Raw genomic sequence first — 23169 nt, 5'->3', positions numbered from 1 at the left:
TCCGGATGTCCTACGCCGCGTTGCCTCGGTTCATCGCAGGATGCGCCCGGATTACCCGCACAACGAGCGGTTCCGTCCCGAATGTTCATCTGCGGGAAAGGGTAACCTGAACAGCCGGGGCCTCCGCAGAGTTGATACGGCGCGTGTGCGCCGCGTGACATGCTGCGTGAAGAGGGGGGTCTCGACAGCCGGGCACGCAGGGCCGGCTGATGTAGATCAAGGAGTAACGTAATGAGTTTCATTTCCAACAGGCCGAAGGGTCTCTTCCTGCTAGCAATGCTTTCTGTCTCGGCTTCGGGCAGCGCCTATGCCCAGCAGCAGGAAGCGCCGGAGGGTGAGTACGTGACGACCGTGTATGGCTCGCTTCCGGACGATCTGACCGGGCTGCCCGAAGGTCCCGAGATCGAAGGCATCATCTCCGCGCGCGAAGGGGACAAGGTGCAGGTCACCGGTGCCGACGGCACCAACACGGTCATCGCCGTGGGTCAGGTCACCGAGATCAAGTCCAGCGGCGGCTTCCTGGGCCTCGACCGCGACAAGCTCGCCGCCGATGCGTTGCTCAACGGTCTGCCGGTTTCGGTCGAAACCGTGGAATGGGGCGGCGGTCTGATCGCAAGCAAGATCGATCTCAAGAACAAGGATCTCCGCACCGCGTCGATGATTCGCAACGGCACTGCCCAGGGCTTCGCCGAACAGACCGCGGCGACCGAGGCGCTGCGCGGCCGCATGGGCGACATCGACAAGTACAACATCAAGGGCACGACGAACGTGCACTTCGACGTGGGCAAGGCGGTCCTGTCCGAACAGGCCAAGGCGGATCTCTGTGCCGCCGCGGCCCAGGCCGACGCGACCGAGAACGCCCTGATGCTGGTCGTCGGCTACACCGATTCGACCGGCAGCCAGGAGTTCAATCAGCAGCTCAGCGAGAAGCGGGCCAGCCGCGTCGTCAATTATCTGCAGCAGGCCTGCGGCTGGGCGCCGTATCGCATGCTTACCCCGACCGGGATGGCCGAAGCCGATCCGCTGGCGGACAACAGCACTCCCGACGGCAAGGCGCAGAACCGCCGCGTCGCGGTGAATATCCTGGTCAGCAAGAGCGTCGAAGGCCTCTAAGCTGCGAGTGGGGTGGGCCGTGCCCGCCCCGCAACGACCGGCCTGACTTGAAGCGCCCCGCTGGCGGACATTCGCAGAGATGTCCGCCGGCGGGGTGTAGCCGTCAGGACAGCTCCCGCGCGATTGCCACGAACTCCTGTACGCTCAGCGTCTCTGCTCGGCGCTGCGGGTCGATGCCGAGCCTCTCCAGCGCTGCCAGCGCCCCCGGCATACCCTTGAGGCTCTGGCGGAGCATCTTTCTCCGCTGACCGAAGGCGGCTTCCGTGATGCGCTCCAGCGTCGGCGCGGAAACCCCTTCCGGCATGGCGGCGGGTTCGAGATGGACGATCGCGCTCATCACCTTGGGCGGCGGGGTGAAGGCGCTGCGGTGGACCTTCATTGCGAGCCGCGCCGTCGAGCGCCACTGGGCGAGCACGGCCAGGCGGCCGTAGGCGCCGGTGCCGGGCTGGGCGACGATCCGCTGCGCGACCTCCTGCTGGAACATCAGCGTCAGGCTGGTCCACTGTGGGGGCCATGCGTTCTCGTTTGCCTTCGGGCCGCCGAGCCAGCGCACGAACAGCGCGGTGCCGACGTTGTAGGGCAGATTGGCGACGACGGCGTAAGGCTCCCCCATCGTCGCGTCGTGATCGAGCTTCATCGCATCGCCCTCGATCACCCGCAGGCGGCCGGGGAAGGCCGCTTCGAGTTCGGCCAGGGCGGGGAGGCAGCGGCGGTCCATTTCGATCGCCGTGACCCGCGCGCCAGCCTTGAGCAACGCGCGAGTCAGGCCGCCCGGGCCGGGGCCGATCTCGAGGACCGCCTTGTCGTGCAGATCGCCCGGAACCGCGGCGATGCGGTCGAGCAACTGCGCATCGAACAGGAAGTTCTGCCCGAGCGCCTTGGACGCGCTGAGCCCGTGCTTCGCGATCACTTCGCGTAAGGGTGGGAGGTCGGGCATGTGGCGGGTTCCCTAGACCGTTTGGCCCGAGATTGTCGAAGGGGGATTTGGTCGGCGTGTTACCCGTCATTCCAGCGAAAGCCGGGATCGCTGGCCGCCCGGTCGTAGTTTGCTGCACCCGATCCCAGCTTTCGCTGGGATGCCGAGGGCGTCAACAATTGATCCCAGCGCCTGCGGGTTCCGATCCCGCCGCCCGGCGCGCGGCGCATTCGCCGGCCATGCGGATCGCGGCGATGGTTGCGCCCGGGTCGGCAAGACCCTTACCGGCAATGTCGAACGCGGTCCCGTGATCGGGGCTGGTGCGGACGATCGGCAGGCCCAGCGTAACGTTCACGCCGTTGTCGAAGTCGAGCGCCTTCAACGGGATCAGCGCCTGATCGTGATACATCGCCAGCGCCACGTCGAAACGCGCGCGGCCGCGCGGGGTGAACAGCGCATCGGCCGGCTGCGGACCGGTGACGTCGATGCCGTCGGCCCGCAAGCGTTCGACCGCGGGGGCGATAATCCGCGCCTCCTCGTCGCCGAACTTCCCGTCCTCGCCTGCGTGGGGGTTGAGCCCGGCGAGGGCCAGTCGCGGCCGCGCGAGGCCGAAGTCGCGTTCCAGCGCAGCGGCGACCACGCGCGCGCGACGGACGATGAGATCGCAGGTGAGCAGGCGCGGCACGTCGGCCAGCGCGACATGGACGGTCAGCGGAACGGCGCGGAGCTGCGGCCCGGCGAGCATCATCACCGCGTCCTGCGCGGTCACGCCGCAAGCAGCCGCGACATATTCGGTTTGCCCCGGATGTGCGAAGCCCACCTCCGCCAGCCGCGCTTTCGCGATCGGCCCGGTAACGAGGGCGGCCGTGCGCTGCGAAACGGCGAGCTGCGTCGCGGCGTCGAGTGAGGCGAGGGCCAGCCGTGCGCCGTCGAGGCCGGGCGTTCCGGGTGCCCAGTCCCCATCGTTGGTGCCGAGCACCGGCAGCGCGCGAGGGAAGACGCCGGCGGCTTCCCGGGAATCGGCGATCGTCTCTATCGGGAGATCGATCCCGCGCGACGCTGCGGCGGCGCGCAACAGGCTTGCGCCGCCGGTCACCAGGAATGCCGGAAGCTGCGCCGTATCACGCCGGGCCCAGGCTTCGGCGATCAGCTCGGGCCCGATACCCGCCGGATCGCCCAAGGAAACCGCCAAGGGCGAAAGCGCGAGCGGCGCGTGCGTCAATTGTACTCGATGTAGGCGTCGTTGCGCAGGTCGCGCAGATAGCGCTGGGCGCGCTTGGCGATGCGGTCGTCCTCGATCTGGTTCATGATCCGGTCGAAGTTCGGCCCGCCTTCGGTCTGCGGATCGTCGCGCCCGCAGAGCAGCAGCACGCGCACGCCGTCCTCCAGCGAGCCGAAGGGCGGCGTAGACTGGCCCACCTGCAGGCCGAGGATGGTCGGCTGCAACTGCTCGGGAAGCTGCGCGACGCGCATGCCGTTGTTCGTCACCACTTCCGCGCCGATCTCCGATGCGACGCGTTCGGCGTCTCCGCATCCCCGCATGCCCTGGATCGCAGTGTTGAACTGCTCAACCCGGGCAGCGGCCTGCGCCTCGGTCGTGCCCGGCGCGAAAGCGATCGAGATCTGCTTGAGGCTGAGGATCGCATTGCGCGGGTCAGGCATGCCGACCTGGCGCCGGTCGATCAGATAGAGAATCTCGAAGCCGCCGGGAATTTCGAACGGGCCGACGAGTTGGCCGGGTTCCATGTCGCGCGCGACCGTCGCCATCTCGGTAGGCAGCGTGTCGAGCCGGACGAAGCCGAGATCGCCGCCCGCCGCGGCGGTCGACGCTTCGGAGAACTGGCGCGCATAGACCGAGAAGTCGGCGCCCCTCTGAAGCTGCTCGACGATGCGCTGCGCGTTCTGGAGCACCGCCTCGCGGTTCGCCGGCGTGGCGGACAGGAAGATCTCGCCGATACGGTATTCGACCGTGCCGCGATCCGCCTCCATGCGGGCGAGCACGTCGGTCACTTCTTCGCGCGATACGTTGATGAAAGGCGCGATGTTGCGGCTGAGGAGGCGCTGCCAGGCGATTTCGGCGCGGAGCTGGCGCTTGAGCGAAGCGGGCGAGGAGCCCATCGCGGTCAACGCCTTGTCCATTCCCTCGACGCTCTGGCCGTTGCGCTGTGCGATTTCGGCATACTGCGCCTCGACCTCCTGCTCGGTGACCGGCATTTCCTGCGCGGTCGCGGCCTGGATCTGCAGCGTCTCGTCGATCAGATTGCGCAGGATCTGCATGCGCGCGGCCTGGAGCTGTTCCGGCGTAAGCTGATTTCCGCTCGCGCCGAGAAGCAGGGCCACCCGCTGCTCGATATCGGTCCCGGTTATCACCGAGCCGTTCACCACGGCGGTCGCGGTGCGGACGTTGGGATCGCCTTCACCGAGCAGCGCGACGTCGTCGGGGATGTTGAGCGGATTGGCAGCCTGCGCCTGCAGCGCGACCGGGCCCCCTGCGAGACCCAACGCGGCGATGGCCGCGAGCAGCTTGGAAAACTTGTATTCGATCACCTGCAAATCCCATTCCGGCGCTATCCACGGCGCCCGCCATCGCTTGCGGCGCATTGGCCGGCGACGGCTTAACCGAAGCTGAGTGAGGCGCGGATAGCGCACTTGCGCCGCGCTGCCAATCGCGATGGTTCTCCGCCGCTTGGCCTCAGCGGAAACCCAGATTGCGCAGCGCGAAGTAGAGCTGGAAAGTATCGCCGCGCTGCGCGTCGCCCGCATCGGTATAGTCGCGCCGCCAGGTGACGCCGAATTCGAGGCAATCGTCCTGATAGGCGACGCCGAGGCGGGTGCGGACCGGATCGAAGCCGTCGGAGGCCAAAGTCGGATCCTCCTCCCGGTCGGTCAGGTTGAACACACCCGCGCCGAACACCGACCAGTAGCGTGCGAAAGCCACGCGTGTGGCGACGCGCAATTCTTCGCGGTCCTGCAGGTCCTCGATCCCCTCGGCGATGTCGCGGTCGAGCCGGAGATAGCCGATCTCGGCATAAGTTCGCCTGCTGCCGACCGTTGCATCGAGCTCGTTGCGGCGCACGGCGAGGCTGTCCTTGTCGAGCCGGAAGCGGTGGGTGAACTTGATGAAATCGCGATAGCGCACCTCGGTACGGCCCACGAAGTCAGAAACGCGTTCGCTGAGGCCGGTGCCGTTGACGAATACGCCCGGATCCTTGTCGAAGCGGTAGCTCTGGCCGACGGTCGTATTTATCCGCCAGTCGGGCACCTGCAACTCCCAGTCGAAGCCGTAGGTTACCCGCGCGCCGTCCTCCACCCGGTCGTAGCCCGGGAAGCGGTTGAGCGCGAAGAGGTTGGAATCCTCCAGGTCGATCGCGCGCGCGTCCTCGTTGGGGACGGCGAGGTTGCGGATCGGCGGACTGGCGGCGAACTGGACGCGCGGGGTGAAGACCTGCGTTCCGCCGAACGCCTCGCCCACGAATGGCCATTCGACGTCGATCGCGGCGACTGCGATGCCGCGCGTCTCCCAGCCCGGATTTCCCCGATAGACTGCGGTCTCCGTCAGCCCGTTCTCGTCACTGTGGTAGACGTCGCCGCGCACGAGGCCGGTCAGCGTCACGACCTGGCCGAGCGACGTAATCCGCTGCAGGTCCCATCGTGCGCCGGCAAAGGCGCGCTGCGTGTCCTGCCCCTCGTCGCGCGAGATCGCCAGCGAATTGAACTGAAGCTCCAGCTTGCCGCCGATGCCGAGGGGATCGGAGAAGCGCCGCCGGTAATCGATCACCGGCAGAGCCACCGGCACCTGGCCCTGCTCCTCCCCGAGGCGCAGCGTCTGCGTCGCCCAGCCGGCGATGGAGAGGTAGGAATCGTCGTCGATCCGCTCGAGATTGACGGTCGAGCGCAGCCGGTCGTCGCGGCTGATGTCGTAGCGGCGCAGGAAGGTGCGGTCGCTCGCCACGCGGATCGAGCCGGTCAGGCTCCAGTGCGGATCGAACTGGAACTTGCCGTTGGCGAAAAGATAACCGCGCGGGTCCTTTTCGGTGATCGGGTCGCCGGTAATGTCGGAGATGCGGCTGCTGTGCGTGGCGTAGCCAGTGATCTGATAGGCGCCCTTGCCCGTCAGGTGACGCCATTGCGCCGAGACCATCGGCGGGGCCTCCGTGAAGACATGGGCGCCGAGCGTCAGGTCCTTGTTGTCGGCGATGCGCCACAGATAACTGCCGCTGATCTCGACGCCGTTCGATTCCGAAAAGCGCAAGTCCGGCACGAGGAAACCCGAAACCGCCTTGCCGTCGGTACGTATCGCGAGGCCGGGCAGCGGCAGGATGCGCGCGCCAAAGATCTCAAGGAATGCACCGGAGAAACGGACGCGGTTCTCGTCCGGGTCGTAGACCACGCGGTCGGCGGTGATGCGCCAGCTCGGGTTCTTCGGGCATCCCTCGGCATCGGTCACCGCGCAGGCGGTATAGGCGGCGCTGGACAAGGTGACGGTGCCGTCCTCCCCCCGCTGCCCTTCGCGCGCGGCGAGCCGGCCGCCTTCGCGCAGGGCGAGCAGGAGGTCCTCCATCGCGCCAGCCTCGAACTCGTCGGTCAACTCGATCCGCGAGGTGTAGAGCTGGTTGCCCTCCTCGTCGACGAAGCGGACGTTGCCGGTGCCGACGATCTGCCCGGTGCTGCTGTTCCAGATGACCTGATCGGCACGCACCGAACGATCGGCGCTGCGCAGCACGACATTGCCGCTCGCGGTAACGGTGTCGCCATTCGAATCGTAGGACAGCGTGTCCGCCTCGAACGCGATCTCGTCCTCGCTGGCGGGCGCGTCGGGCGTGCCATCGGGGTCGAGCGGAGGGAAGGGTGTGGTGAGATCGGGCGGCTCGCGCTCTTCCTCCGGCTGTTCGAGATCGGCGTCGATCGCAGCATCGCCATCCTGCGCCGCGGCCTGTGCGGGGGCGAGCGCGATCATCAGCGCGAGGCCCGCGACGCCAGCTTTCCAAACCGCCTGATCCACGCGGAGACAATCGGCTTGCAACGCATTCGGCGGGGCGGGGAGCATGGGTTGCCTATCGCATCGGTCGAGCCTAATCGCAATCGCCATCGAACGGCCCGGCGCAACCACGCGCCCGAGCGCCCCGTCTGAGCAAATTCTGCGGAGTTTCCATGAAGATCGAATTTTCCCCCGCTCTCCCCGAAGGAACGCGGCTTGTCGCGTATGTCGCCGACCAGGATAAACTGCCTGGTGGGATCGAGCCGGCCCTGGCCGAAGGCGCGAAGGCGGCGCGGTTCAAGGGGCGCGCGGGAGAGCTGTTCGAAGGGTTCGTGGAACGCGGCGGCGCCGTGGTTCGCGTCGCGATCGCGGGTGCGGGCGAAAGCGGCGCCGAGGCGCGTTCGGGCAACCTCGAGAAAGCCGGCGCAGCGCTTGCAGCCAAGTATCTGACTTCGGGAGAAAAAAGCCTCGCGGTCGACTTCACCGGCAGCGGCCTTTCGCCTGAGGCGGTGGCAACAGTGCTGCTCGGTCTGCGCCTGCGCGCGTGGCGCCACGACGCCTATCGCACGAAGCTGAAGGACGAGCAGAAGCGCTCGCTGGAGACCGTCGTTGTGGTCGGCGCGCCCGACGGTGCGGAGGCGGCTTGGGCCGTCGAGGCGGGGCTGGCCGAGGGTGTCGAGTTCACTCGCGAACTCGTGACCGAGCCGCCGAACAAGGTCTATCCGATCAGCTTCGTCGAGAAGTGCAGAGAAGCCTTCAAAGACACCGGAGCGGAGCTTACGGTGCTCGACGAGGACGAAATGGCCCGGCTTGGCATGGGCGCGTTGCTCGGCGTCGGGCAGGGTTCTGCGCAGCCTTCACGTCTGCTCGCGATCAAGTGGAGCGGCGGCGGCAGCGAGGCGCCGACCGTGTTCGTCGGCAAGGGCGTCACGTTCGACACGGGCGGCATCTCGCTCAAGCCCGGCGCAGGCATGGAAGACATGAAGTGGGACATGGGCGGCGCGGGCGCGGTCGCCGGGGCGATGCTGGCGGCCGTCAAGCGCAAGGCGAAGGCCAACGTGGTCGGCGTCGTCGGCCTGGTTGAGAACATGCCCGACGGCAACGCTATCCGCCCGAGCGACATCCTCACTTCGATGTCAGGGCAGACGATCGAAGTGCTCAACACCGACGCCGAAGGGCGGCTGGTGCTGGGCGACGCGCTGTACTGGGCGCAGAAGGAGTTCTCGCCCAAGCGGATCGTCGATTTCGCGACGCTGACGGGCGCGATGGTCATCTCGCTCGGCCACGAATATGCCGGGGTTTTCGCCAATGACGACGGCCTCGCCGACGACCTGCTTCAGGCCGGCAAGACCAGCGGCGACCGCTTGTGGCGCTTCCCGCTCGATCCGGCCTACGACAAGCTGATCGACAGCCAGATCGCCGACATGAAGAACGTTGGCCCGCGGCCCGCAGGCTCCATCACCGCGGCGCAGTTCCTCCAGCGCTTCGTCGAGAAGGGCACCGCCTGGGCCCACTGCGACATCGCGGGCATGGTCTGGGCGGACAAGCCCGGCGCGACTTGGGACAAGGGCGCAACCGGCTACGGCGCGCGCCTGATCGACCGCTTCGTGCGCGACACGCTGGAAGGCTGAGGAGGGGCGGGCCGTGCGCGTCGGGTTCTACCTCGCGCCGGGCCAGCCCGTCGAACGCGTCCTGCCGCTGATCGCCCGCGCGGCGGCAAAGGCCGGGCAGCGCATGCTGGTGGTCGCGGAGAGCGACGACCTGCTCGACCGGATCGGTGGCGCGCTGTGGGAATTTGCCCCGGCCGAGTTCCTCGCCAACGGCCGCGCGGGCGATCCGCACGCGGCGCACCAGCCGGTGCTCCTCTCCCGCACCTGCGCCGCGGAGAACGACGCGAAGCTCGTGGCGCTGGCCGACGGCATCTGGCGCGAGGAAGCCGAAGGCTTCGAGCGAGCCCTGCTGTTCTTCGACGAAAGCGGCCGCGAAGCTGCGCGCGAAGTCTGGCGCCGGTTCGACAGCCGCGAGGATGTCGAGCGCGAGTTTTACGAGCTCGACGGCGGCAAGTGGCAACGCAGGCGCTGAAGGAGAGGACGATGATGGTTCGACTGGCAATGGCAGGCATGGCGGCACTGCTGCTGGCCGGGTGCGGTTCCGAAGGGTCGGGCACGGTCGAAGGCGAGAACGGCGAGGTCGCGCACTACAAAGTCGACGAGTCGAGCGGCGAGGTGAACGCGACGCTCGAAACGGCGGACGGTACCGCGACGATGCGCTCGGGCGCGGACGTGCCGGTCGAGCTACCGCGCGGGTTCACGATCTATCCCGGTGCCGAGGTCACGACCAACACCGTATTCGAGCAGGCGGACGCGAACGGCGCGCTCGTGACGATGAAGGCCGAGGCCTCGCCCGAGGAGATGGTCGCCTTCTACCGCAAGCAGGCCGAGGCGGCGGGCGTTGAGATCAGCCTGAATATGAACACCGACACGATGCAGATGATCGGCGGCGACGCCCCCGACGGCGCGACCTTCAGCTTCACCTCGACCCGGAAGGATGACGGGACGACGGCGCAACTGATGGTGGGCGAGGCTTTCCGGTAATCGTCATCCCAGCTTTCGCGGGGACGAGGGGATTGCGTCAAACGAAGGAGAGCAGGGCTTGCAGCCAAGGCGGGGCAGCGCTAGTTGCGCGCCGCATTCTCCCGCACACTTGCACGACTTTGAAGGAACAACCGATGGCGGTCACCCGCACGTTTTCGATCATCAAGCCCGACGCCACCCGCCGCAACCTAACCGGCGCGGTCACCAAGATGCTTGAGGAAGCCGGCCTGCGCGTCGTCGCCTCCAAGCGCATCCGCATGACCCGCGAGCAGGCCGAGGGCTTCTACGCGGTTCACAAGGAACGCCCCTTCTTCGGCGAACTGGTCGAGTTCATGACCAGCGGCCCGGTGGTCGTGCAGGTGCTCGAAGGTGTCGACGCCGTGAAGCGCAACCGTGACGTGATGGGTGCGACCAACCCGGCCGACGCGGCCGAAGGCACGATCCGCAAGACCCATGCCGAGAGCATCGAGGCCAACACGGTCCACGGTTCGGACAGCGAAGAGAACGCCAAGATCGAGATCGATTTCTTCTTCGACGAGGACGAGATCGTCGGCTGATTGCCCGACGGCGAAGTACACGAAAATTAACATTGTGTGCGACTCGGGGGCGGGTGATATGCTCGCCTCCGTGCCGCCGCAGGATCGTGCGCAATCATGCGCTTACGGGATCCGGTCCGGGAATGGGCGGCGCAGAAAGCGTAACGATGTTCGACTGGCCCACGCCCGAACCGATCAAGATCGTGAGGCGATACCTCGCGGCGATGAACGCGCGCGATGCGGAGCAGATCGAAGCGCTGCTTGACGAACGCATCCGCTACGTCGATAGCCGTGGCGAATGGATCGAGGGGCGCGAGAACGTCGCCACTGCGACCCGCAGATTCTTCGACCTCGAGCCCGACTACAAGCTGCACGACATGAAGATCGTCATGCACGAAGGGGATGTCCTGCTCAAAGGGCACGCGTCCGCTCGCGAGGAACGGCTTGCACACGACACATTGTGGCGTGCCCGGACCCGGCGCGGCAAGCTCGTCCACTGGCAGAGTTACGGTGAGGATTCGCCGGCGCTCGCCAGGATTCTCATGCCCGAAGCAGTGCGGGGCGGCGAAGCGAACTGACCGGCGTACCCCGTGCGGGGACGCTGTCAGAACTGATCCGCGGCATCCATCAGCGAAGTCAGCCGCTTCGGCGCGACCGCGCGCCAACTCCTCGACAACCAATCCTCGACCGAGGCCCAGTCGGTATCGCCGAGATCGAGTCGAATGCCGATCCACCCGTCGCCGAAATAGGGCGGGCGATAATAGCGTGCGGGATCGTTCTCGATCAGTTGCGCCTGTTCGTCAGCGCCGCTGATCTTTGCGAGCAGCGCCGTGATCCCGTCGCCGTGATGGTCGACGCTGACCCAGGCAAACTTCTTGCCCTTGACGATGCCGAAGCAAGGCATGCCGTGGCTGAGCGTTTCCTCTGCCTCCGGCAGTGCCATGGCGCGTTCGCGTACGCGCGCGACGAGCCAGGTGGGGTCGAACGGCCGCGCGGCATATTCCGACAGGACGCGGGGGTAGAGCTGGTGCTCGGCGAGCTTCACCCGCTCGGCGAGCGTCTCCGCCGTGTCGCCCGGCAGGATCGCGACTTCCGCCCGGCCGAGAACTTCGCCCATGTCGAGATCGTCGGTGACGAGATGGACCGAGGCGCCGGCGTGCGCGTCGCCTGCCTCGATCGCGCGGGCATGGGTGTCGAGCCCCGGGTACTTCGGCAGCAGCGAGGGGTGGACGTTGAGCATCCGGCCTTCCCAGCGAGACACGAATTCGGTGCCGAGGATGCGCATATAGCCGGCAAGCGCTATATATTCCGCGCCAGCCTCGCGCACGGCGCAGTCCATCGCGGCGTCGTGATCGGCGCGCGAGATGCCGCGGTGGCTCAGCGCAAACGTCTCCACGCCTTCCGCTTCGGCCAACCGCAGCCCCTCGGCCTCGGGATCGTTGCTGGCGACGAGGACGATATTGTAAGCCGCGCCGGCCTGCCGGCTGGCGTAAAGCAGGGCGGCCATATTGGTGCCTTTGCCCGAGATAAGCACCGCGACCTTGGCGCGCTTCATGCAGCCCCTCCCGCTGGCGGAAGGGGGGAGAGATCTGGTGGCGCGTAGCGGCGCCTGGTCGCAGCAGGGTGGGAATGCCTCGCGATGCCCGCCCCCGGCCTCTCCCGCAGGCGGGAGGGGAGAGGGTCAGGAGACATGGCGGGCTTCCCAGTCCTCCTTCGCCGACCAGGTTCCGGCCGAACCGCGGACAGTGCAGCCGCGCGTGCCGGACTCGATCCGGCCCACACGCAGCACGGTTTCGCCGGCCCGTTCGAGGTCGTGCGTGAGCGACTCGGCTTCCCCTTCATCCACGGCGAGAACCATGCCGACGCCGCAGTTGAAGGTGCGCGCCATCTCGCCCGGCTCGATATTGCCCTGCGCCTGAAGGAAGGCCATCAGCCGCGGCTGCTCCCACGCGTCGGCATCGACCACGGCGTGCGCGTCTTCGGGCAGGACGCGCGGGATGTTCTCAAGCAACCCGCCGCCGGTGATGTGCGCGAGGGCTGCGATGCGCCCTGCGCGAATCTCGGGCAGCAGGCTCTTCACGTAGATGCGGGTGGGCTCGATCAGCGCCTCGATCAACAGCCGGTCCTGATCGAACAGGGCGGGGCGGTTCAGCCGCCAGCCCATGTCCTCGGCCAACCGGCGGACGAGCGAATAGCCGTTCGAGTGGACGCCCGAACTGGCGAGGCCGAGCAGGACCTGCCCGGGGCGCACCCGCTCGCCGGTAAGCTGCTCGCCGCGCTCCACGGCGCCGACGCAGAAGCCCGCGAGGTCGTAGTCGCCCGCGGCGTACATCCCCGGCATTTCGGCCGTCTCGCCCCCGATCAGCGCGCAGCCGGCCTGCTTGCAGCCTTCGGCAATGCCCGCGATCACGCGTTCGGCGACGCCCGTCTCGAGCTTGCCGGTGGCGAAATAGTCGAGGAAGAACAGCGGTTCCGCACCCTGCACGATCAGATCGTTGACGCACATCGCGACGAGATCGATGCCGACGGTGTCGTGCCGGTCGTGATCGATCGCGAGCTTAAGCTTCGTCCCCACGCCGTCGTTCGCGGCGACCAGCAGCGGGTCCGAATAACCGGCTGCCTTGGGATCGAAGAACCCGCCGAATCCCCCGATCTCGCCGTCGGCCCCGGCGCGCGCGGTCGCCTTGACAAGCGGCCCGATGGCCTTGACCAATGCGTTGCCGGCGTCGATCGAGACTCCGGCCTGTTCGTAGGTGTAGCGCCCGGGTGGCGGGTTGTTTGCGGACATGGTTTCGGTCCTTAGTCATTCACGCTTGGAATTCCATGCCCGTTTCGGCAAAAGGCCGCGAGTTTTCCCCGATGGCCCAGCCCCTTTCGCTCCCCCGCCTTCCTCGCAAGGCCACTATCGCGACTGTCGCCGCGCTCGCGCTGCTTGCAGCGGGGGCGGCGCTGTGGGCGCAGGTGGAGGGTGACCGCGGTATCGCGCCGATCGCCAGCAGCGGCGATATCGACGTCGGCGGCATCGAAGTCGACGTGCGCGGCGATAACGCCGAAGATGCGCGCGAGAAAGGCTGGCGCGAGGCGCAGCGCAAGGCGTGGGAGAAGCTCGGCGGCCCCGATATTCCCGACGGCCAGCTCCAGGGCCTCGTCGTCGCGGTGGTGATCGAGCACGAGAGCATCGGCCCGCGCCGCTACGTCGCGCGGCTGGGCGTCACCTTCGATCGCGGCCGCGCCGGTGCGCTGCTCGGCGCCAGCGGACGCGGGCCGAACTCGGCGCCGATGCTGCTGGTCCCGGTGACCCGCTCCGCAGGCACCTACATGGTCTACGAGGCGCGCAACCCCTGGCAGCGGGCGTGGGCCGAATACCAGACCGGGTCGAGCCGGATAAACTACGTGCGCCCCTCGGGCGCGGGCGGCGATTCGCTGCTCATCACATACGGCCAGGCGAATCGGCGCAGCCGCACCTGGTGGCGCAACGTGCTCGACCAGTTCAGCGCGTCCGACGTGCTCGTGCCGATTGCCCATCTCGACTACAAGTGGCCGGGCGGCCCGATCGAGGGGCGCTTCACCGCGCGCTACGGTCCCGACAACACCTATCTCGGCAGCTTCACGATGACTGCCGAGGGCCCCGAGCAATTGCAGCCGATGCTCGACCAGGCGGTGCTGCGGATGAACACGATCTTCGAACGTGCCTATGCCGAGGGCAAGCTGCGGCCCGACCCGACCCTCGATCTCGGCACGGTCGAAGCCGATTCGGCGCTCCAGCGCCTGATCGAGCTCGGCCGCTCCGCGCAGGCGCGCGATCAGGCGGAGGCGGCCGCGCGCGAGGCGGCGCTGACGGACGGGCTGGCCCCCGCCAATGGCGCCACACCGCCGCCTGGTGCCGCGCAGGTCGCGAGCTACCTCGTTCAGTTCGCGACACCCGACGCCGGAGCGTTCGATGCCTCGATCTCCGCCGTCCGCGCGGCCCCCGGGGTGCGCAGCGCGGCGGTGACGAGCACCGCCATCGGCGGCCATTCGGTGATGTCGGTCGGTTTCGCAGGCAGCATCGAGCAGCTCGCCGAAGCCCTGCGCGCTCGCGGGTTCACCGTGCGCCAGTCGGGCAACGTCATCTCCATCAGCCGCTAGGGCCGGCCGGCGCGATGTCGCAGATCGCTCTTCCGCTGGCTCCGCGGAGCAAGGACGATCCCGAGCGGATCGTGCTCGGCGCCGCCAACCGCCACGTCGCCGAGGCGCTGCAAGAGCCGGAGCGCTGGCCGTTCCGCACCGCCGTCCTCACCGGACCCTCGCGCTCGGGCAAGTCGCTGCTGGCGCGCTGGTTCGAAGGCGCGGGGAAGGGGGAGGCGGTCGACGATGCCGATACGCTCGACGAGACGGAGCTGTTCCACCGCTGGAACCGGGCGCAGGAGAGCGGGCGCCCTCTGCTGCTCGTCGGCAAGGCGGAAGGGTGGGAGGTCGCGCTGCCCGACTTGCGCAGCCGCCTCGGCGCGGCGCTGCATGTCGAGATCGGGGCACCCGACGACGAGATGCTCGCCGCGCTGATCGAAAGCCACGCGGCCCGGCGCGGCCTTGCACTGGGCGACGGTGCGCTTACCTACCTCGTGCCGCGTGCCGAGCGCAGCTTTGCAGGCGTCGAGCGGCTGGTTGCAGCGATCGACCGGCTGAGCCTGGAGCGCAAGGCGGCGGCGACGCTGTCGGTCTGGCGCGATGCGCTGGCGGCGGTGCAGGGGCCGGAGCAGGGAAAGCTTGGCTTGGACCCCGCGAAATAGCTCCCGGCTTGCCTGGCCGGGCGACAAGTGGGACAAATGCAGGGATGCTGGACAATCTCGTCGCCTATCTCGACTCGATCCGCGCCCGCGACCCCGCGCCGCGTTCGCGCTGGGAAATCCTGCTCTATCCCGGCGTCTGGGCGGTCGGCCTCCATCGCTTCGCGCACTGGTTGTTCCAGGCACGGCTCTTTTTCCTCGCCCGCTTCGTCAATCACCTGTCGCGCTGGCTGACGGCGATCGACATCCATCCGGGCGCCCGGATTGGGCGTAACCTGTTCATCGACCACGGCTTCACGGTGATCGGCGAGACCGCCGAGATCGGCGATGACGTGACGATCTACCAGTGCGTCACTCTCGGCGGCACGAACCCGACCAACGGGCAGGGCGGCAAGCGCCACCCGACCGTGCGCGACGGCGTGATCATCGGTTCGGGCGCACAAGTCATCGGCCCGATCGTGCTTGGCGAGCGCGCGCGTATCGGCGCCAATGCCGTCGTCACAGACGATGTGCCCGACGGAGCGACGATGATCGGCCTCAAGGCCCGCTCCACGCTCGTTCCGGCAGAAGAGTGGCTCAAGGAATTCATCCCCTACGGCACGCCTTGCGACGAGCCGTGCGAGGAAATCGCGAGCAACGGCACGCGGCGGATCGAGGAGCTCGAGGCGCAGCTTGCCGCGATCCGCACGGAACTGGCCGAGCTCAAGGCCGCCTCGCCCGCTCCGGTCAGGCGCAACGGGACCGATAGCTGATGGGCGCCGGCACGGGGCTCGGCGACTCTCCGACCATCGTTCCTTTTCCCGGCCGCGTGCCGGGCCAGATCGGGTTCGCGCGTGACGAGCTGCAGCGGATTCTCGACCTCTACGGCCGCATGGTCGCTGCGGGGGAATGGCGCGACTACGCGATGGACTTCACCCGCGACGCCGCCACTTTCGCTGCCTTCCGCCGCGCTGCCGAGCGCCCGCAAGCCCGGATCGAAAAGCGCCCTGCGCTCCGCAATCGCCAGGGCATGTGGACCCTGTTCGGCGAGCACGGGCAAGTCCTCAAGCGCGGCCACGAACTTCCAGGTGTGCTCGCGCCAATGGAGCGCAAGCTGGTGAAGGCGGTGGAGGGCTAGGCGAACCCAGCCCTCTCGTCAGGCGTGCGCGACCGCTCCCGCCACCGGCAGGCGCGCCTGGAGCGCGCCCGGCAGCCAGTCGACCACCGCATTGCGGATCGGTGTCCAGAACGCCGAGAGCGTGAGCAGCGCCGATCCGATCACGAGCGCCGTGAGCGCCACGTTGAGCTCCACCGCGCCGAAGCGGTCGAACAGCCAGGTCAGCGTCACCAGCACATAGGCCAGGGCGGATACGAGCAGCGCGCGCCTGTCGACCGCGAGTGCCACGATACCCATCGCGACGTAGACGACGAGCACTGCAATCGCTGCCGCGGCGCCGATGTTTACCCCCTCGGTCACGCCGATCCAGTAGAACAGCGGATGCGCGATCATCGGGGCGGCGAGCAGGTGGAGCCAGAAGGCCACGTCGCTGCGGCGGGTCTGCCGCTCACGGTCGCTCGCGTCCCACCGCATGGCGAACAGGAAGATGGCAAGGCCGGCGGCGAAGACCAGCGGCATCAGGGCGGTTTCGGGCTCGACATTGTCGGGGCCGATCACCGCCACGACGAGAGCGATCACGGTGCCGGCGATCGCTCCCGCACCCGCGGCGACCGTGATCGGGACCATGAACCGGCGCCAGTGCACCCAGGCCGCCCCGGCGGTAATCAATGCGCAGCCTGCGATCAGGGCGGCGATCAGCGATTCGTTCGCGTCGTTCGCTTGGAAAGCCAGAACCACGAAGCCGACCATCGCCTCGAACACCCCGCCAACGAAAGCGAGCAGCAGCACGATGCTCGGCAGCGCCATGCGCCGCTTGCGGGTGAAGAACTCGGCCATCATCCAGGCCGCACCGGCGATCAGAACGCCGGAGAAAGGCGGCGGACCATCGAGGGCCGGAGTGATCGCCTGGCCGATCCCGGCCATCGCAACGAGCAACAGAACCGCCGCTATAGTCACGAAGATGTCGTTGAAGCTGTTGAGCAGGCGGAAGTGCTCTTCGTCGCCCTGAGGCGCGCTGCGCATGCCGCGCACGTGATTGCGCAGAGCCTCGGCCGCGTCGGCGCTCAGCGCACCGCTGGCAACCGCACCCCGCAGATCGTCTTCGGTGTACATCGGCATACTCCTCCCCTGTGAAGGGGAGAAGTTATGCCTAGTGTATTACTGTGTCAATACAGCGTGTAGTCAGTCGCGCGCGGACGAGGGCGCCGCGCCCCTGCCGAGAACGCCCTGCATCGCCTTGAGGATCGCGGCGGATTGCTCGGCGCCCGACTGCGGGGCGTGGAGGTTGCTCATCGCACCGATCTTGTCCCAATTGGCGGCGAAGCCTTCGACCGTGCGGTCTTCTTCCTTCAGCCAGACGGCGTCGTTCATCATGACCCAGGCCGAGTGGAAGCCGCCCGCGCCCGCGCCGACGATGGCGTTGGTCGGGGCATCCTCGCTCACCAGGAAGAGCGCGGCGGGGACGACGTTGACCGGATCGAACAGCTTGAACGCCTCTTCGGGGAAGAGATCCTCGGTCATGCGCGTGCCCGCGACGGGGCTGAGCGTGTTGACCTTGATGTTGTACTTCGCGCCTTCGAGCTGGAGCGTCTTGGTCAGGCCGGCGAGGCCGAGCTTGGCCGCGCCGTAGTTCGCCTGGCCGAAGTTGCCGAACAAGCCGGTCGAGCTCGCGGTCATCAGCACGCGGCCGTAGGCCTGCTCGCGGAAAGTTTCCCAGCAGGCCTTGGTGGCGAAGGCGGAGCCGGTCAGGTGGACCTTGACCACGAATTCGAAGTCGGCCGGCTCCATCTTGGCGAAAGTCTTGTCGCGCAGCACGCCGGCGTTGTTGATCAGGATGTGCACGCCGCCCCATTTCTGCTTGGCGTCGGCGACCATCTTTTCCATCTGCTCGTATTCGGTGACCGAGGCCCCGTTGGCGATCGCCTCGCCGCCGGCCTTCTCGATTTCCTCGACCACTTGCGACGCCGCGTCGGACGAACCGGTGCCGTCGCGCGAACCGCCCAGGTCGTTGACCACGACTTTCGCCCCGCGCCGGGCAAGCTCGAGCGCGTATTCTTTGCCCAGGCCGCCGCCGGCTCCGGTGACGATGGCAACCTTGTCCTTGAACGAAACGGTCATGGCATGTCCTCCTCGCGGCCTGCTCCGGCCTTACGTGTGCGTCAATCCGAGCGCGGCGTGACAGGTTCCGCCCGGCGATGCAACCGGTCGCGTGACAGAGCGCAATGCCGTAGCGGCACGAGGTTCAGAGCTTCCGAAGCACCGGAATAAGCTCGCTCAGCGAATCGATCGAGGCATCCGCGCCGAGTTCATCGCGCGGCTTGTCGCAATAGCCATAGCAGGCGGCGATTACCGGCACCTCCGCCGCGCGGGCGGCGCGCACGTCGTAGGAGCTGTCGCCGACATAGATCATGCGCCCGCCGCCGCAGCATTCGCGGGCGTGGAGGATCGGGTCCGGCGCCGGTTTGGCGCGCCCTTTGCCCATGGTGTCGCCACCGATCACGCAGTCGAACCGGTCGACCAGCTCTAGCGTACCGAGGATGGCGCGGGCGAACTGTTCAAACTTGTTGGTCACCACGCCCACCCGCACGCCGCGCGTCGCCAGTTCGTCGAGCATCTCGACCGCGCCGGGATAGGGCCGCGTGTGAACCGCGTGGTTCTCGCCGTAGAAGGCGAGCATCTGCTTGTAAAGCTTGTGGAACTCGTCATCGGGCAAGCCGCGCGCTTGAGCATGATCTTCGCGCCGCCGCCGATCAGGTCCTTGGCGCTGTCCGCGGGAACACTGTCGAACCCGCCGAGCGCGAGCGCGTGGTTGACTGCCGCGCCAAGATCGCGGTGCGTCTCGAGAAGCGTGCCGTCCAGATCGAAGCCGACGATGTCGAAGGGGAAATCCGCCATGCGGCACGGCCTGACGGATGGTTCTTCAAACCGCAAGCGTTTGCTGGCATGGCCGCGCGCATGAGAGAGTTTGCCACGATCATCCTTGCCGCGGGCAAGGGCACCCGCATGAAATCGGACCTGCACAAGGTCCTCCACCCGATCGCCGGACGGCCGATGCTCGACCACCTGATGGCGTCCGCTGCGGAGTTGGCTCCCGCGAAGACGGTGGTCGTGGTCGGCAGCGGGCGCGAACAGCTTGAGGCAGCGCTGGGCGACCGTGCGGAGACCTGCCTGCAGGAACCGCAGCTCGGCACCGGCCATGCAGTGCAGCAGGCGCAGGCGAGCCTCGAAGGGTTCGAAGGCGACGTGCTGGTCCTCTACGGCGACGTCCCCTTCGTGCGCGCGCAGACGATGGGGATGATGCTCGACCGTCTCCATGCCGAGGACAAGCCCGCGGTGGTCGTGCTCGGGTTCGAGCCTGCCGATCCGTTGCAGTACGGTCGCGTGGTCGCCGATGCGGACGGGCGGATCACGAAGATGGTCGAACACAAGGACGCAAGCGACGCCGAGCGCGCCTGCCGGCTGTGCAATTCAGGGCTGATGGCGGCGCGGGCGGCGGATATGTTCGACCTGCTGGCGCGGGTGGGCAACGACAACAGCCAGGGCGAGTACTACCTGGTGGACGTGGTCAATGTCGCCAATGCCGACGGGCGGCACAGCGCGGTGGTCGTGACCGACGACTCGGACGAGGTCGCGGGCATCAACAGCCGCGCCGAACTCGCCCGGGCCGAGGCGCAATGGCAGGAGTTGAAGCGCGAGGAGGCGATGACGAACGGCGCTTCGCTCCGCGCTCCGGAGACGGTGTTCTTCAGTTGGGATACCGAGATCGGCCGGGATGTGACGGTCGAGCCCAACGTCGTCTTCGGCCCGGGTGCGAAAGTCGCCGACGGTGCGACGATCCGCGCCTTCAGCCATATCGAAGGCGCCGAGATCGGGCCCGGCTGCGAGGTCGGCCCGTTCGCCCGCCTACGCCCCGGCGCGGTGATGGAGAAGGGCAGCAAAGTCGGCAATTTCGTCGAGATGAAGAAAGCCGTGCTGGGCGAGGGCGCGAAGGCCAATCATCTGACTTACCTTGGTGACGCCGAGGTCGGGCCGGGCGCGAACATTGGCGCGGGCACGATCACCTGCAACTACGACGGGTACTTCAAGTACAAGACCGTGATCGGTCCGCGCGCCTTCATCGGCTCGAACAGCGCGCTGATCGCTCCGGTGAAGATCGGCGCCGACGCGATCGTGGCCGCCGGAAGTGCGGTCAGCCGCGATGTCGCGGACGGCGAACTGCGCATGGTCCGCGGTGAGCAACTGGTGAAGCCGGGCTGGGCCGACCGGTTTCACGACGCGATGAAAAAGAAGAAGGCAGAGAAGGCGAAGTAGCCCCTCGAAAGATGGTGAGGGGTGAAGACGACGCGGCCGGCAAGCCGCTCACCTGCTGGCTTTGCTGCCGTCCGATTGTCACGCGGCTGCAGTGGCCATCCGGTGCCCAAGGCCAAGAAGGGCCGCGTCACCGTCCCCGTTCACCCGATCTGCCACCGCGCGATCCATGCCAATTTCACGAACGCCCAACTCGCGCGGCTCGGCGACGATCCGGAGCGATTGCGCGCCGACGAGGCGATAGGAAAGTTTCTCGATTGGATCGCGGATAAGCCGCCCGACTTCCACGCGCCGACGCGCGGGCGGCGCTAGTCGACGCCGCCGAAGCCTGGGATGAAGGTCTCGGGCACGGTCCATTTGAAGACCGGCCGGTTCGCGACCACGCGGCGTTCCTCGGGCGCCCAGTCGCCCATATTGAAGTCGTGGCTCACCACGCGCGCGCCGGGTTCGAGCTGTTCGAGCAGTTGCGGGCGCAAGCGCAGGTTGAGCATGTCGCCGAGGTAGAGCGTCACCACGTCCGCATCGGAGAAGTCGGTCGCGAACAGGTCGGACTCGCGGAACTCGACCAGGTGGGAGACACCGGCTTCCTCGGCGTTCCGGCGCGCAACCTTGATGAGCTGCGGGTCGATCTCGATCCCGACCGCGCGGACCCCGAACTTCTTCGCCGCCGCGATCGGGATGCGCCCGTCGCCGGAGCCGAGATCGTACAATACGTCGCCTTCGCCGATCTCGGCCATCTCCAGCATGGCCTCGACCACGGGCTCAGGCGTCGGGATATAATGGATGTCCACCCGCGGGCCGCACCCGGCAAGCGCAAGGAAGAACGCGGCGAGCAGAGCCAGCCGAAAGGGAAGGGCGGAGATCACGTCGCTCGCATGAGCGTGAAATTGTGACACCCGCATTAACGATGATGCGGAGCGTTCGCCGCGCGGGCTGTACGGGGCAGGAGGAGCGGAAGGATGGCACAAAAAAGGGCGGCCTCACGGCCGCCCCTTTGTTTCCGATCCGGCAGGGGGCGTCAGCCCTCGACATGCTCCGCCAGCACGGTGAGGCCGTTCTCGCCCACTTCGGCGAAGCCGCCGCGGACCTGGATCTCCTCGGGCGCGGCGCCTTCGGTCCTGTAGACCTGCACGGCGCCGTCGCGGATCGTCGACATGAACGGCGCGTGGCCTTCCAGCACGCCGAACTCGCCTTCCGCGCCGGGGACGACCACCATGTGGACGTCCTCGCTGCGGACGAGCTTTGCCGGGGTCACGAGTTCGAAATGCAGTGCCATGTCATTCTCCCCCCTCCCGCTTGCGGGAGGGGCCGGGGGAGGGCTTGTTACTTCTCGGGGAGGGGGTGCCCAACAGGCCCTCCCCTAACCCCCTCCCGCAAGCGGTGAGGGGGGATCTTGCTTACGCCTCGTCGGCCAGCTTCTTCGCCTTGGCGACGACCTGGTCGATGCCGCCGACCATGTAGAAGGCAGCTTCCGGCAAGTGGTCGTATTCGCCTTCGACGACGGCCTTGAACGACTTGATCGTGTCCTCGAGCTGCACGAACTCGCCCGGGATGTTGGTGAACACCTCGGCGACGTGGAACGGCTGCGACAGGAAGCGCTGGATCTTGCGCGCCCGGGCGACGGTCAGCTTGTCCTCTTCCGACAGCTCGTCCATGCCCAGGATCGCGATGATGTCCTGCAGCGACTTGTACTTCTGCAGCGTTTCCTGAACCTTACGCGCGGTCTCGTAGTGCTCCTGGCCAACGACGCGCGGCTCCAGCACGCGGCTGGTCGAGTCGAGCGGGTCGACGGCCGGGTAGATGCCCAGCTCCGAGATCGCGCGGCTCAGCGTGGTGGTTGCGTCCAAGTGGGCGAACGAGGTGGCCGGAGCGGGGTCGGTAAGGTCGTCCGCCGGCACGTAAATGGCCTGGACCGAAGTGATCGAGCCCTTGGTGGTCGAGGTGATGCGTTCCTGCAGGTTGCCCATGTCGGTCGACAGGGTCGGCTGGTAGCCCACCGCCGAAGGAATACGGCCGAGCAGCGCCGACACTTCCGAACCCGCCTGCGTGAAGCGGAAGATGTTGTCGACGAAGAACAGCACGTCCTGCCCTTCCTGGTCGCGGAAGTACTCGGCCATGGTCAGGCCCGAGAGCGCGACGCGGGCACGGGCGCCGGGGGGCTCGTTCATCTGGCCAAACACGAGCGCCACCTTGGAGCCTTCCGAGGTCGCATTGCCCTCGGCATCCTTGGCGATGACGCCGGCGTCGAGGAACTCGTGGTAGAGGTCGTTGCCCTCGCGGGTACGCTCACCCACGCCGGCGAAGACGGACACGCCGCCGTGGCCCTTGGCGATGTTGTTGATCAGCTCCTGAATGAGCACGGTCTTGCCCACGCCGGCGCCGCCGAACAGGCCGATCTTGCCGCCCTTCGCGTAAGGCGCGAGCAGGTCGATGACCTTGATGCCGGTGACGAGGATCGCCGCTTCGGTCGACTGGTCGATGAACAGCGGTGCTTCGGCGTGGATCGGAGCGGTCTGTTCGGCACCGATCGGGCCACGCTCGTCGATCGGCTCGCCGACGACGTTCATGATGCGGCCGAGCGTCTTCGGGCCAACGGGAACCGAGATCTGCGAACCGGTGCTGACCACTTCCTGGCCCCGGACGAGACCGTCGGTGCCGTCCATCGCGATCGTGCGGACGGTGTTCTCGCCGAGGTGCTGTGCGACCTCGAGCACCAACGTGTTGTCGCCGTTCTTCGTCTCGAGCGCGGTGAGGATTGCCGGCAGCTCGCCTTCGAAGGTCACGTCGACGACGGCGCCGATGACCTGGCTGATGGTGCCATTCGTGGTCTGGTTGAGTACAGGTGCGGTGGCCATGATGTCT

24 protein-coding genes are annotated in these 23169 nt (G+C 67.4%); 12 read left to right on the top strand and 12 right to left on the bottom strand.

Annotated elements, in window-relative coordinates:
- Positions 1-231 precede the first annotated feature (231 nt).
- Positions 232-1113: an OmpA family protein gene (locus D2V04_RS11455; RefSeq protein WP_119513830.1), complete on the top strand. Its 882-nt coding sequence runs from the start codon at positions 232-234 to the stop codon at positions 1111-1113.
- 103 nt (positions 1114-1216) lie between these two features.
- Here D2V04_RS11455 and rsmA read toward each other — a convergent pair whose 3' ends face one another.
- From rsmA to D2V04_RS11435, 4 genes are all read right to left on the bottom strand, one after another.
- Complete coding sequence (gene rsmA / locus D2V04_RS11450; RefSeq protein ID WP_119513829.1) at positions 1217-2050, bottom strand: 16S rRNA (adenine(1518)-N(6)/adenine(1519)-N(6))-dimethyltransferase RsmA; 834 nt, start codon at positions 2048-2050, stop codon at positions 1217-1219.
- A gap of 151 nt (positions 2051-2201) precedes the next feature.
- A complete protein-coding gene (gene pdxA / locus D2V04_RS11445) occupies positions 2202-3221 on the bottom strand; it encodes a 4-hydroxythreonine-4-phosphate dehydrogenase PdxA (RefSeq protein WP_228766396.1) in 1020 nt (339 codons plus the stop codon).
- Between the two features lie 26 nt (positions 3222-3247).
- Positions 3248-4576 (bottom strand): peptidylprolyl isomerase, encoded by a 1329-nt coding sequence (locus tag D2V04_RS11440; RefSeq protein WP_228766395.1) that lies wholly within the window; start codon positions 4574-4576, stop codon positions 3248-3250.
- Positions 4577-4721: 145 nt separating this feature from the next.
- Entirely contained in the window at positions 4722-7076 is a 2355-nt protein-coding gene (locus D2V04_RS11435; protein ID WP_407672097.1) for an LPS-assembly protein LptD, read from the bottom strand.
- 104 nt (positions 7077-7180) lie between these two features.
- Between D2V04_RS11435 and D2V04_RS11430 the strand changes: the two genes are divergently transcribed.
- The 5 genes from D2V04_RS11430 to D2V04_RS11410 all read left to right on the top strand — a co-directional run bounded on the left by D2V04_RS11430 (position 7181) and on the right by D2V04_RS11410 (position 10715).
- The gene (locus tag D2V04_RS11430; protein ID WP_119513826.1) at positions 7181-8638 is read left to right on the top strand and encodes a leucyl aminopeptidase; all 1458 of its coding nucleotides are present in this window, start codon (positions 7181-7183) and stop codon (positions 8636-8638) included.
- 13 nt (positions 8639-8651) lie between these two features.
- The gene (locus D2V04_RS11425; protein ID WP_119513825.1) at positions 8652-9089 is read left to right on the top strand and encodes a DNA polymerase III subunit chi; all 438 of its coding nucleotides are present in this window, start codon (positions 8652-8654) and stop codon (positions 9087-9089) included.
- 11 nt (positions 9090-9100) lie between these two features.
- A complete protein-coding gene (locus tag D2V04_RS11420; protein WP_147391817.1) occupies positions 9101-9601 on the top strand; it encodes a hypothetical protein in 501 nt (166 codons plus the stop codon).
- Between the two features lie 134 nt (positions 9602-9735).
- Positions 9736-10158, top strand: coding sequence for a nucleoside-diphosphate kinase (gene ndk / locus D2V04_RS11415; RefSeq protein ID WP_119513823.1), 423 nt, complete (start codon positions 9736-9738; stop codon positions 10156-10158).
- A 122-nt stretch (positions 10159-10280) separates the two neighbouring features.
- Positions 10281-10715: a nuclear transport factor 2 family protein gene (locus D2V04_RS11410; protein ID WP_119513822.1), complete on the top strand. Its 435-nt coding sequence runs from the start codon at positions 10281-10283 to the stop codon at positions 10713-10715.
- A gap of 26 nt (positions 10716-10741) precedes the next feature.
- Here D2V04_RS11410 and purN read toward each other — a convergent pair whose 3' ends face one another.
- Positions 10742-11692 carry a phosphoribosylglycinamide formyltransferase gene (gene purN / locus D2V04_RS11405; protein ID WP_119513821.1) on the bottom strand — a complete coding sequence of 317 codons (951 nt, stop codon included), beginning with the start codon at positions 11690-11692 and terminating at the stop codon, positions 10742-10744.
- Positions 11693-11818: 126 nt separating this feature from the next.
- Complete coding sequence (gene purM / locus D2V04_RS11400; RefSeq protein ID WP_119513820.1) at positions 11819-12925, bottom strand: phosphoribosylformylglycinamidine cyclo-ligase; 1107 nt, start codon at positions 12923-12925, stop codon at positions 11819-11821.
- A gap of 71 nt (positions 12926-12996) precedes the next feature.
- Between purM and D2V04_RS11395 the strand changes: the two genes are divergently transcribed.
- The 4 genes from D2V04_RS11395 to D2V04_RS11380 are packed head-to-tail and all read left to right on the top strand — an operon-like array spanning position 12997 to position 16020.
- A complete protein-coding gene (locus D2V04_RS11395; RefSeq protein ID WP_119514249.1) occupies positions 12997-14265 on the top strand; it encodes a heavy-metal-associated domain-containing protein in 1269 nt (422 codons plus the stop codon).
- Between the two features lie 14 nt (positions 14266-14279).
- Positions 14280-14906: an HdaA/DnaA family protein gene (locus tag D2V04_RS11390; protein WP_119513819.1), complete on the top strand. Its 627-nt coding sequence runs from the start codon at positions 14280-14282 to the stop codon at positions 14904-14906.
- 44 nt (positions 14907-14950) lie between these two features.
- Positions 14951-15655, top strand: coding sequence for a serine O-acetyltransferase EpsC (gene epsC / locus D2V04_RS11385; protein ID WP_119513818.1), 705 nt, complete (start codon positions 14951-14953; stop codon positions 15653-15655).
- Entirely contained in the window at positions 15655-16020 is a 366-nt protein-coding gene (locus D2V04_RS11380) for a DUF2794 domain-containing protein (RefSeq protein WP_119513817.1), read from the top strand. Before epsC ends, D2V04_RS11380 begins: the two co-directional genes overlap by 1 nt.
- An 18-nt stretch (positions 16021-16038) precedes the next feature.
- On the opposite strand, the gene D2V04_RS11375 is transcribed toward D2V04_RS11380, so the two are convergent.
- The 3 genes from D2V04_RS11375 to D2V04_RS11365 form a co-directional block, all read right to left on the bottom strand.
- Positions 16039-17112 (bottom strand): hypothetical protein, encoded by a 1074-nt coding sequence (locus tag D2V04_RS11375; protein WP_119513816.1) that lies wholly within the window; start codon positions 17110-17112, stop codon positions 16039-16041.
- Positions 17113-17181: 69 nt separating this feature from the next.
- Positions 17182-18117: an SDR family NAD(P)-dependent oxidoreductase gene (locus D2V04_RS11370; protein ID WP_119513815.1), complete on the bottom strand. Its 936-nt coding sequence runs from the start codon at positions 18115-18117 to the stop codon at positions 17182-17184.
- 124 nt (positions 18118-18241) lie between these two features.
- On the bottom strand, positions 18242-18901 hold the full coding sequence (locus D2V04_RS11365) for an HAD family hydrolase (RefSeq protein ID WP_228766394.1): 660 nt from the start codon (positions 18899-18901) through the stop codon (positions 18242-18244).
- Positions 18902-18954: 53 nt separating this feature from the next.
- On the opposite strand from D2V04_RS11365, the gene glmU reads away from it, so the two are divergent.
- Together glmU and D2V04_RS11355 are read left to right on the top strand one after the other, a co-directional pair.
- Complete coding sequence (glmU, locus tag D2V04_RS11360) at positions 18955-20310, top strand: bifunctional UDP-N-acetylglucosamine diphosphorylase/glucosamine-1-phosphate N-acetyltransferase GlmU (RefSeq protein ID WP_119514248.1); 1356 nt, start codon at positions 18955-18957, stop codon at positions 20308-20310.
- Positions 20311-20412: 102 nt separating this feature from the next.
- The gene (locus D2V04_RS11355; RefSeq protein WP_324186884.1) at positions 20413-20619 is read left to right on the top strand and encodes a hypothetical protein; all 207 of its coding nucleotides are present in this window, start codon (positions 20413-20415) and stop codon (positions 20617-20619) included.
- Here D2V04_RS11355 and D2V04_RS11350 read toward each other — a convergent pair.
- The 3 genes from D2V04_RS11350 to atpD form a co-directional block, all read right to left on the bottom strand.
- Positions 20616-21173 (bottom strand): SAM-dependent methyltransferase, encoded by a 558-nt coding sequence (locus D2V04_RS11350; RefSeq protein ID WP_228766393.1) that lies wholly within the window; start codon positions 21171-21173, stop codon positions 20616-20618. The genes D2V04_RS11355 and D2V04_RS11350 overlap by 4 nt on opposite strands.
- Before the next feature lie 152 nt (positions 21174-21325).
- Entirely contained in the window at positions 21326-21583 is a 258-nt protein-coding gene (locus tag D2V04_RS11345; protein ID WP_119513813.1) for an ATP synthase F1 subunit epsilon, read from the bottom strand.
- 121 nt (positions 21584-21704) lie between these two features.
- Complete coding sequence (gene atpD, locus D2V04_RS11340; protein WP_119513812.1) at positions 21705-23162, bottom strand: F0F1 ATP synthase subunit beta; 1458 nt, start codon at positions 23160-23162, stop codon at positions 21705-21707.
- Positions 23163-23169: the final 7 nt, after the last annotated feature.

The sequence above is a fragment of the Pelagerythrobacter aerophilus genome (genome assembly GCF_003581645.1).
GTDB classification, from domain to species: domain Bacteria; phylum Pseudomonadota; class Alphaproteobacteria; order Sphingomonadales; family Sphingomonadaceae; genus Pelagerythrobacter; species Pelagerythrobacter aerophilus.
Note: the sequence above shows the minus strand (reverse complement) of the source record. Positions and strands in the feature narration are given on the sequence as shown.

Excerpts from the sequence above, each read along its gene's own strand:
- glmU (WP_119514248.1), top strand. The coding sequence starts at position 18,955 with ATGAGAGAGTTTGCCACGATCATCCTTGCCGCGGGCAAGGGCACCCGC.
- purN (WP_119513821.1), bottom strand. The coding sequence starts at position 11,692 with ATGAAGCGCGCCAAGGTCGCGGTGCTTATCTCGGGCAAAGGCACCAAT.
- D2V04_RS11410 (WP_119513822.1), top strand. The coding sequence starts at position 10,281 with ATGGGCGGCGCAGAAAGCGTAACGATGTTCGACTGGCCCACGCCCGAA.
- epsC (WP_119513818.1), top strand. The coding sequence starts at position 14,951 with ATGCTGGACAATCTCGTCGCCTATCTCGACTCGATCCGCGCCCGCGAC.
- ndk (WP_119513823.1), top strand. The coding sequence starts at position 9,736 with ATGGCGGTCACCCGCACGTTTTCGATCATCAAGCCCGACGCCACCCGC.
- atpD (WP_119513812.1), bottom strand. The coding sequence starts at position 23,162 with ATGGCCACCGCACCTGTACTCAACCAGACCACGAATGGCACCATCAGC.
- purM (WP_119513820.1), bottom strand. The coding sequence starts at position 12,925 with ATGTCCGCAAACAACCCGCCACCCGGGCGCTACACCTACGAACAGGCC.
- D2V04_RS11420 (WP_147391817.1), top strand. The coding sequence starts at position 9,101 with ATGATGGTTCGACTGGCAATGGCAGGCATGGCGGCACTGCTGCTGGCC.
- D2V04_RS11455 (WP_119513830.1), top strand. The coding sequence starts at position 232 with ATGAGTTTCATTTCCAACAGGCCGAAGGGTCTCTTCCTGCTAGCAATG.
- D2V04_RS11370 (WP_119513815.1), bottom strand. The coding sequence starts at position 18,117 with ATGACCGTTTCGTTCAAGGACAAGGTTGCCATCGTCACCGGAGCCGGC.
- D2V04_RS11375 (WP_119513816.1), bottom strand. The coding sequence starts at position 17,112 with ATGTACACCGAAGACGATCTGCGGGGTGCGGTTGCCAGCGGTGCGCTG.
- D2V04_RS11380 (WP_119513817.1), top strand. The coding sequence starts at position 15,655 with ATGGGCGCCGGCACGGGGCTCGGCGACTCTCCGACCATCGTTCCTTTT.
- D2V04_RS11435 (WP_407672097.1), bottom strand. The coding sequence starts at position 7,076 with ATGCTCCCCGCCCCGCCGAATGCGTTGCAAGCCGATTGTCTCCGCGTG.
- D2V04_RS11430 (WP_119513826.1), top strand. The coding sequence starts at position 7,181 with ATGAAGATCGAATTTTCCCCCGCTCTCCCCGAAGGAACGCGGCTTGTC.
- D2V04_RS11345 (WP_119513813.1), bottom strand. The coding sequence starts at position 21,583 with ATGGCACTGCATTTCGAACTCGTGACCCCGGCAAAGCTCGTCCGCAGC.
- rsmA (WP_119513829.1), bottom strand. The coding sequence starts at position 2,050 with ATGCCCGACCTCCCACCCTTACGCGAAGTGATCGCGAAGCACGGGCTC.
- D2V04_RS11390 (WP_119513819.1), top strand. The coding sequence starts at position 14,280 with ATGTCGCAGATCGCTCTTCCGCTGGCTCCGCGGAGCAAGGACGATCCC.
- D2V04_RS11395 (WP_119514249.1), top strand. The coding sequence starts at position 12,997 with ATGGCCCAGCCCCTTTCGCTCCCCCGCCTTCCTCGCAAGGCCACTATC.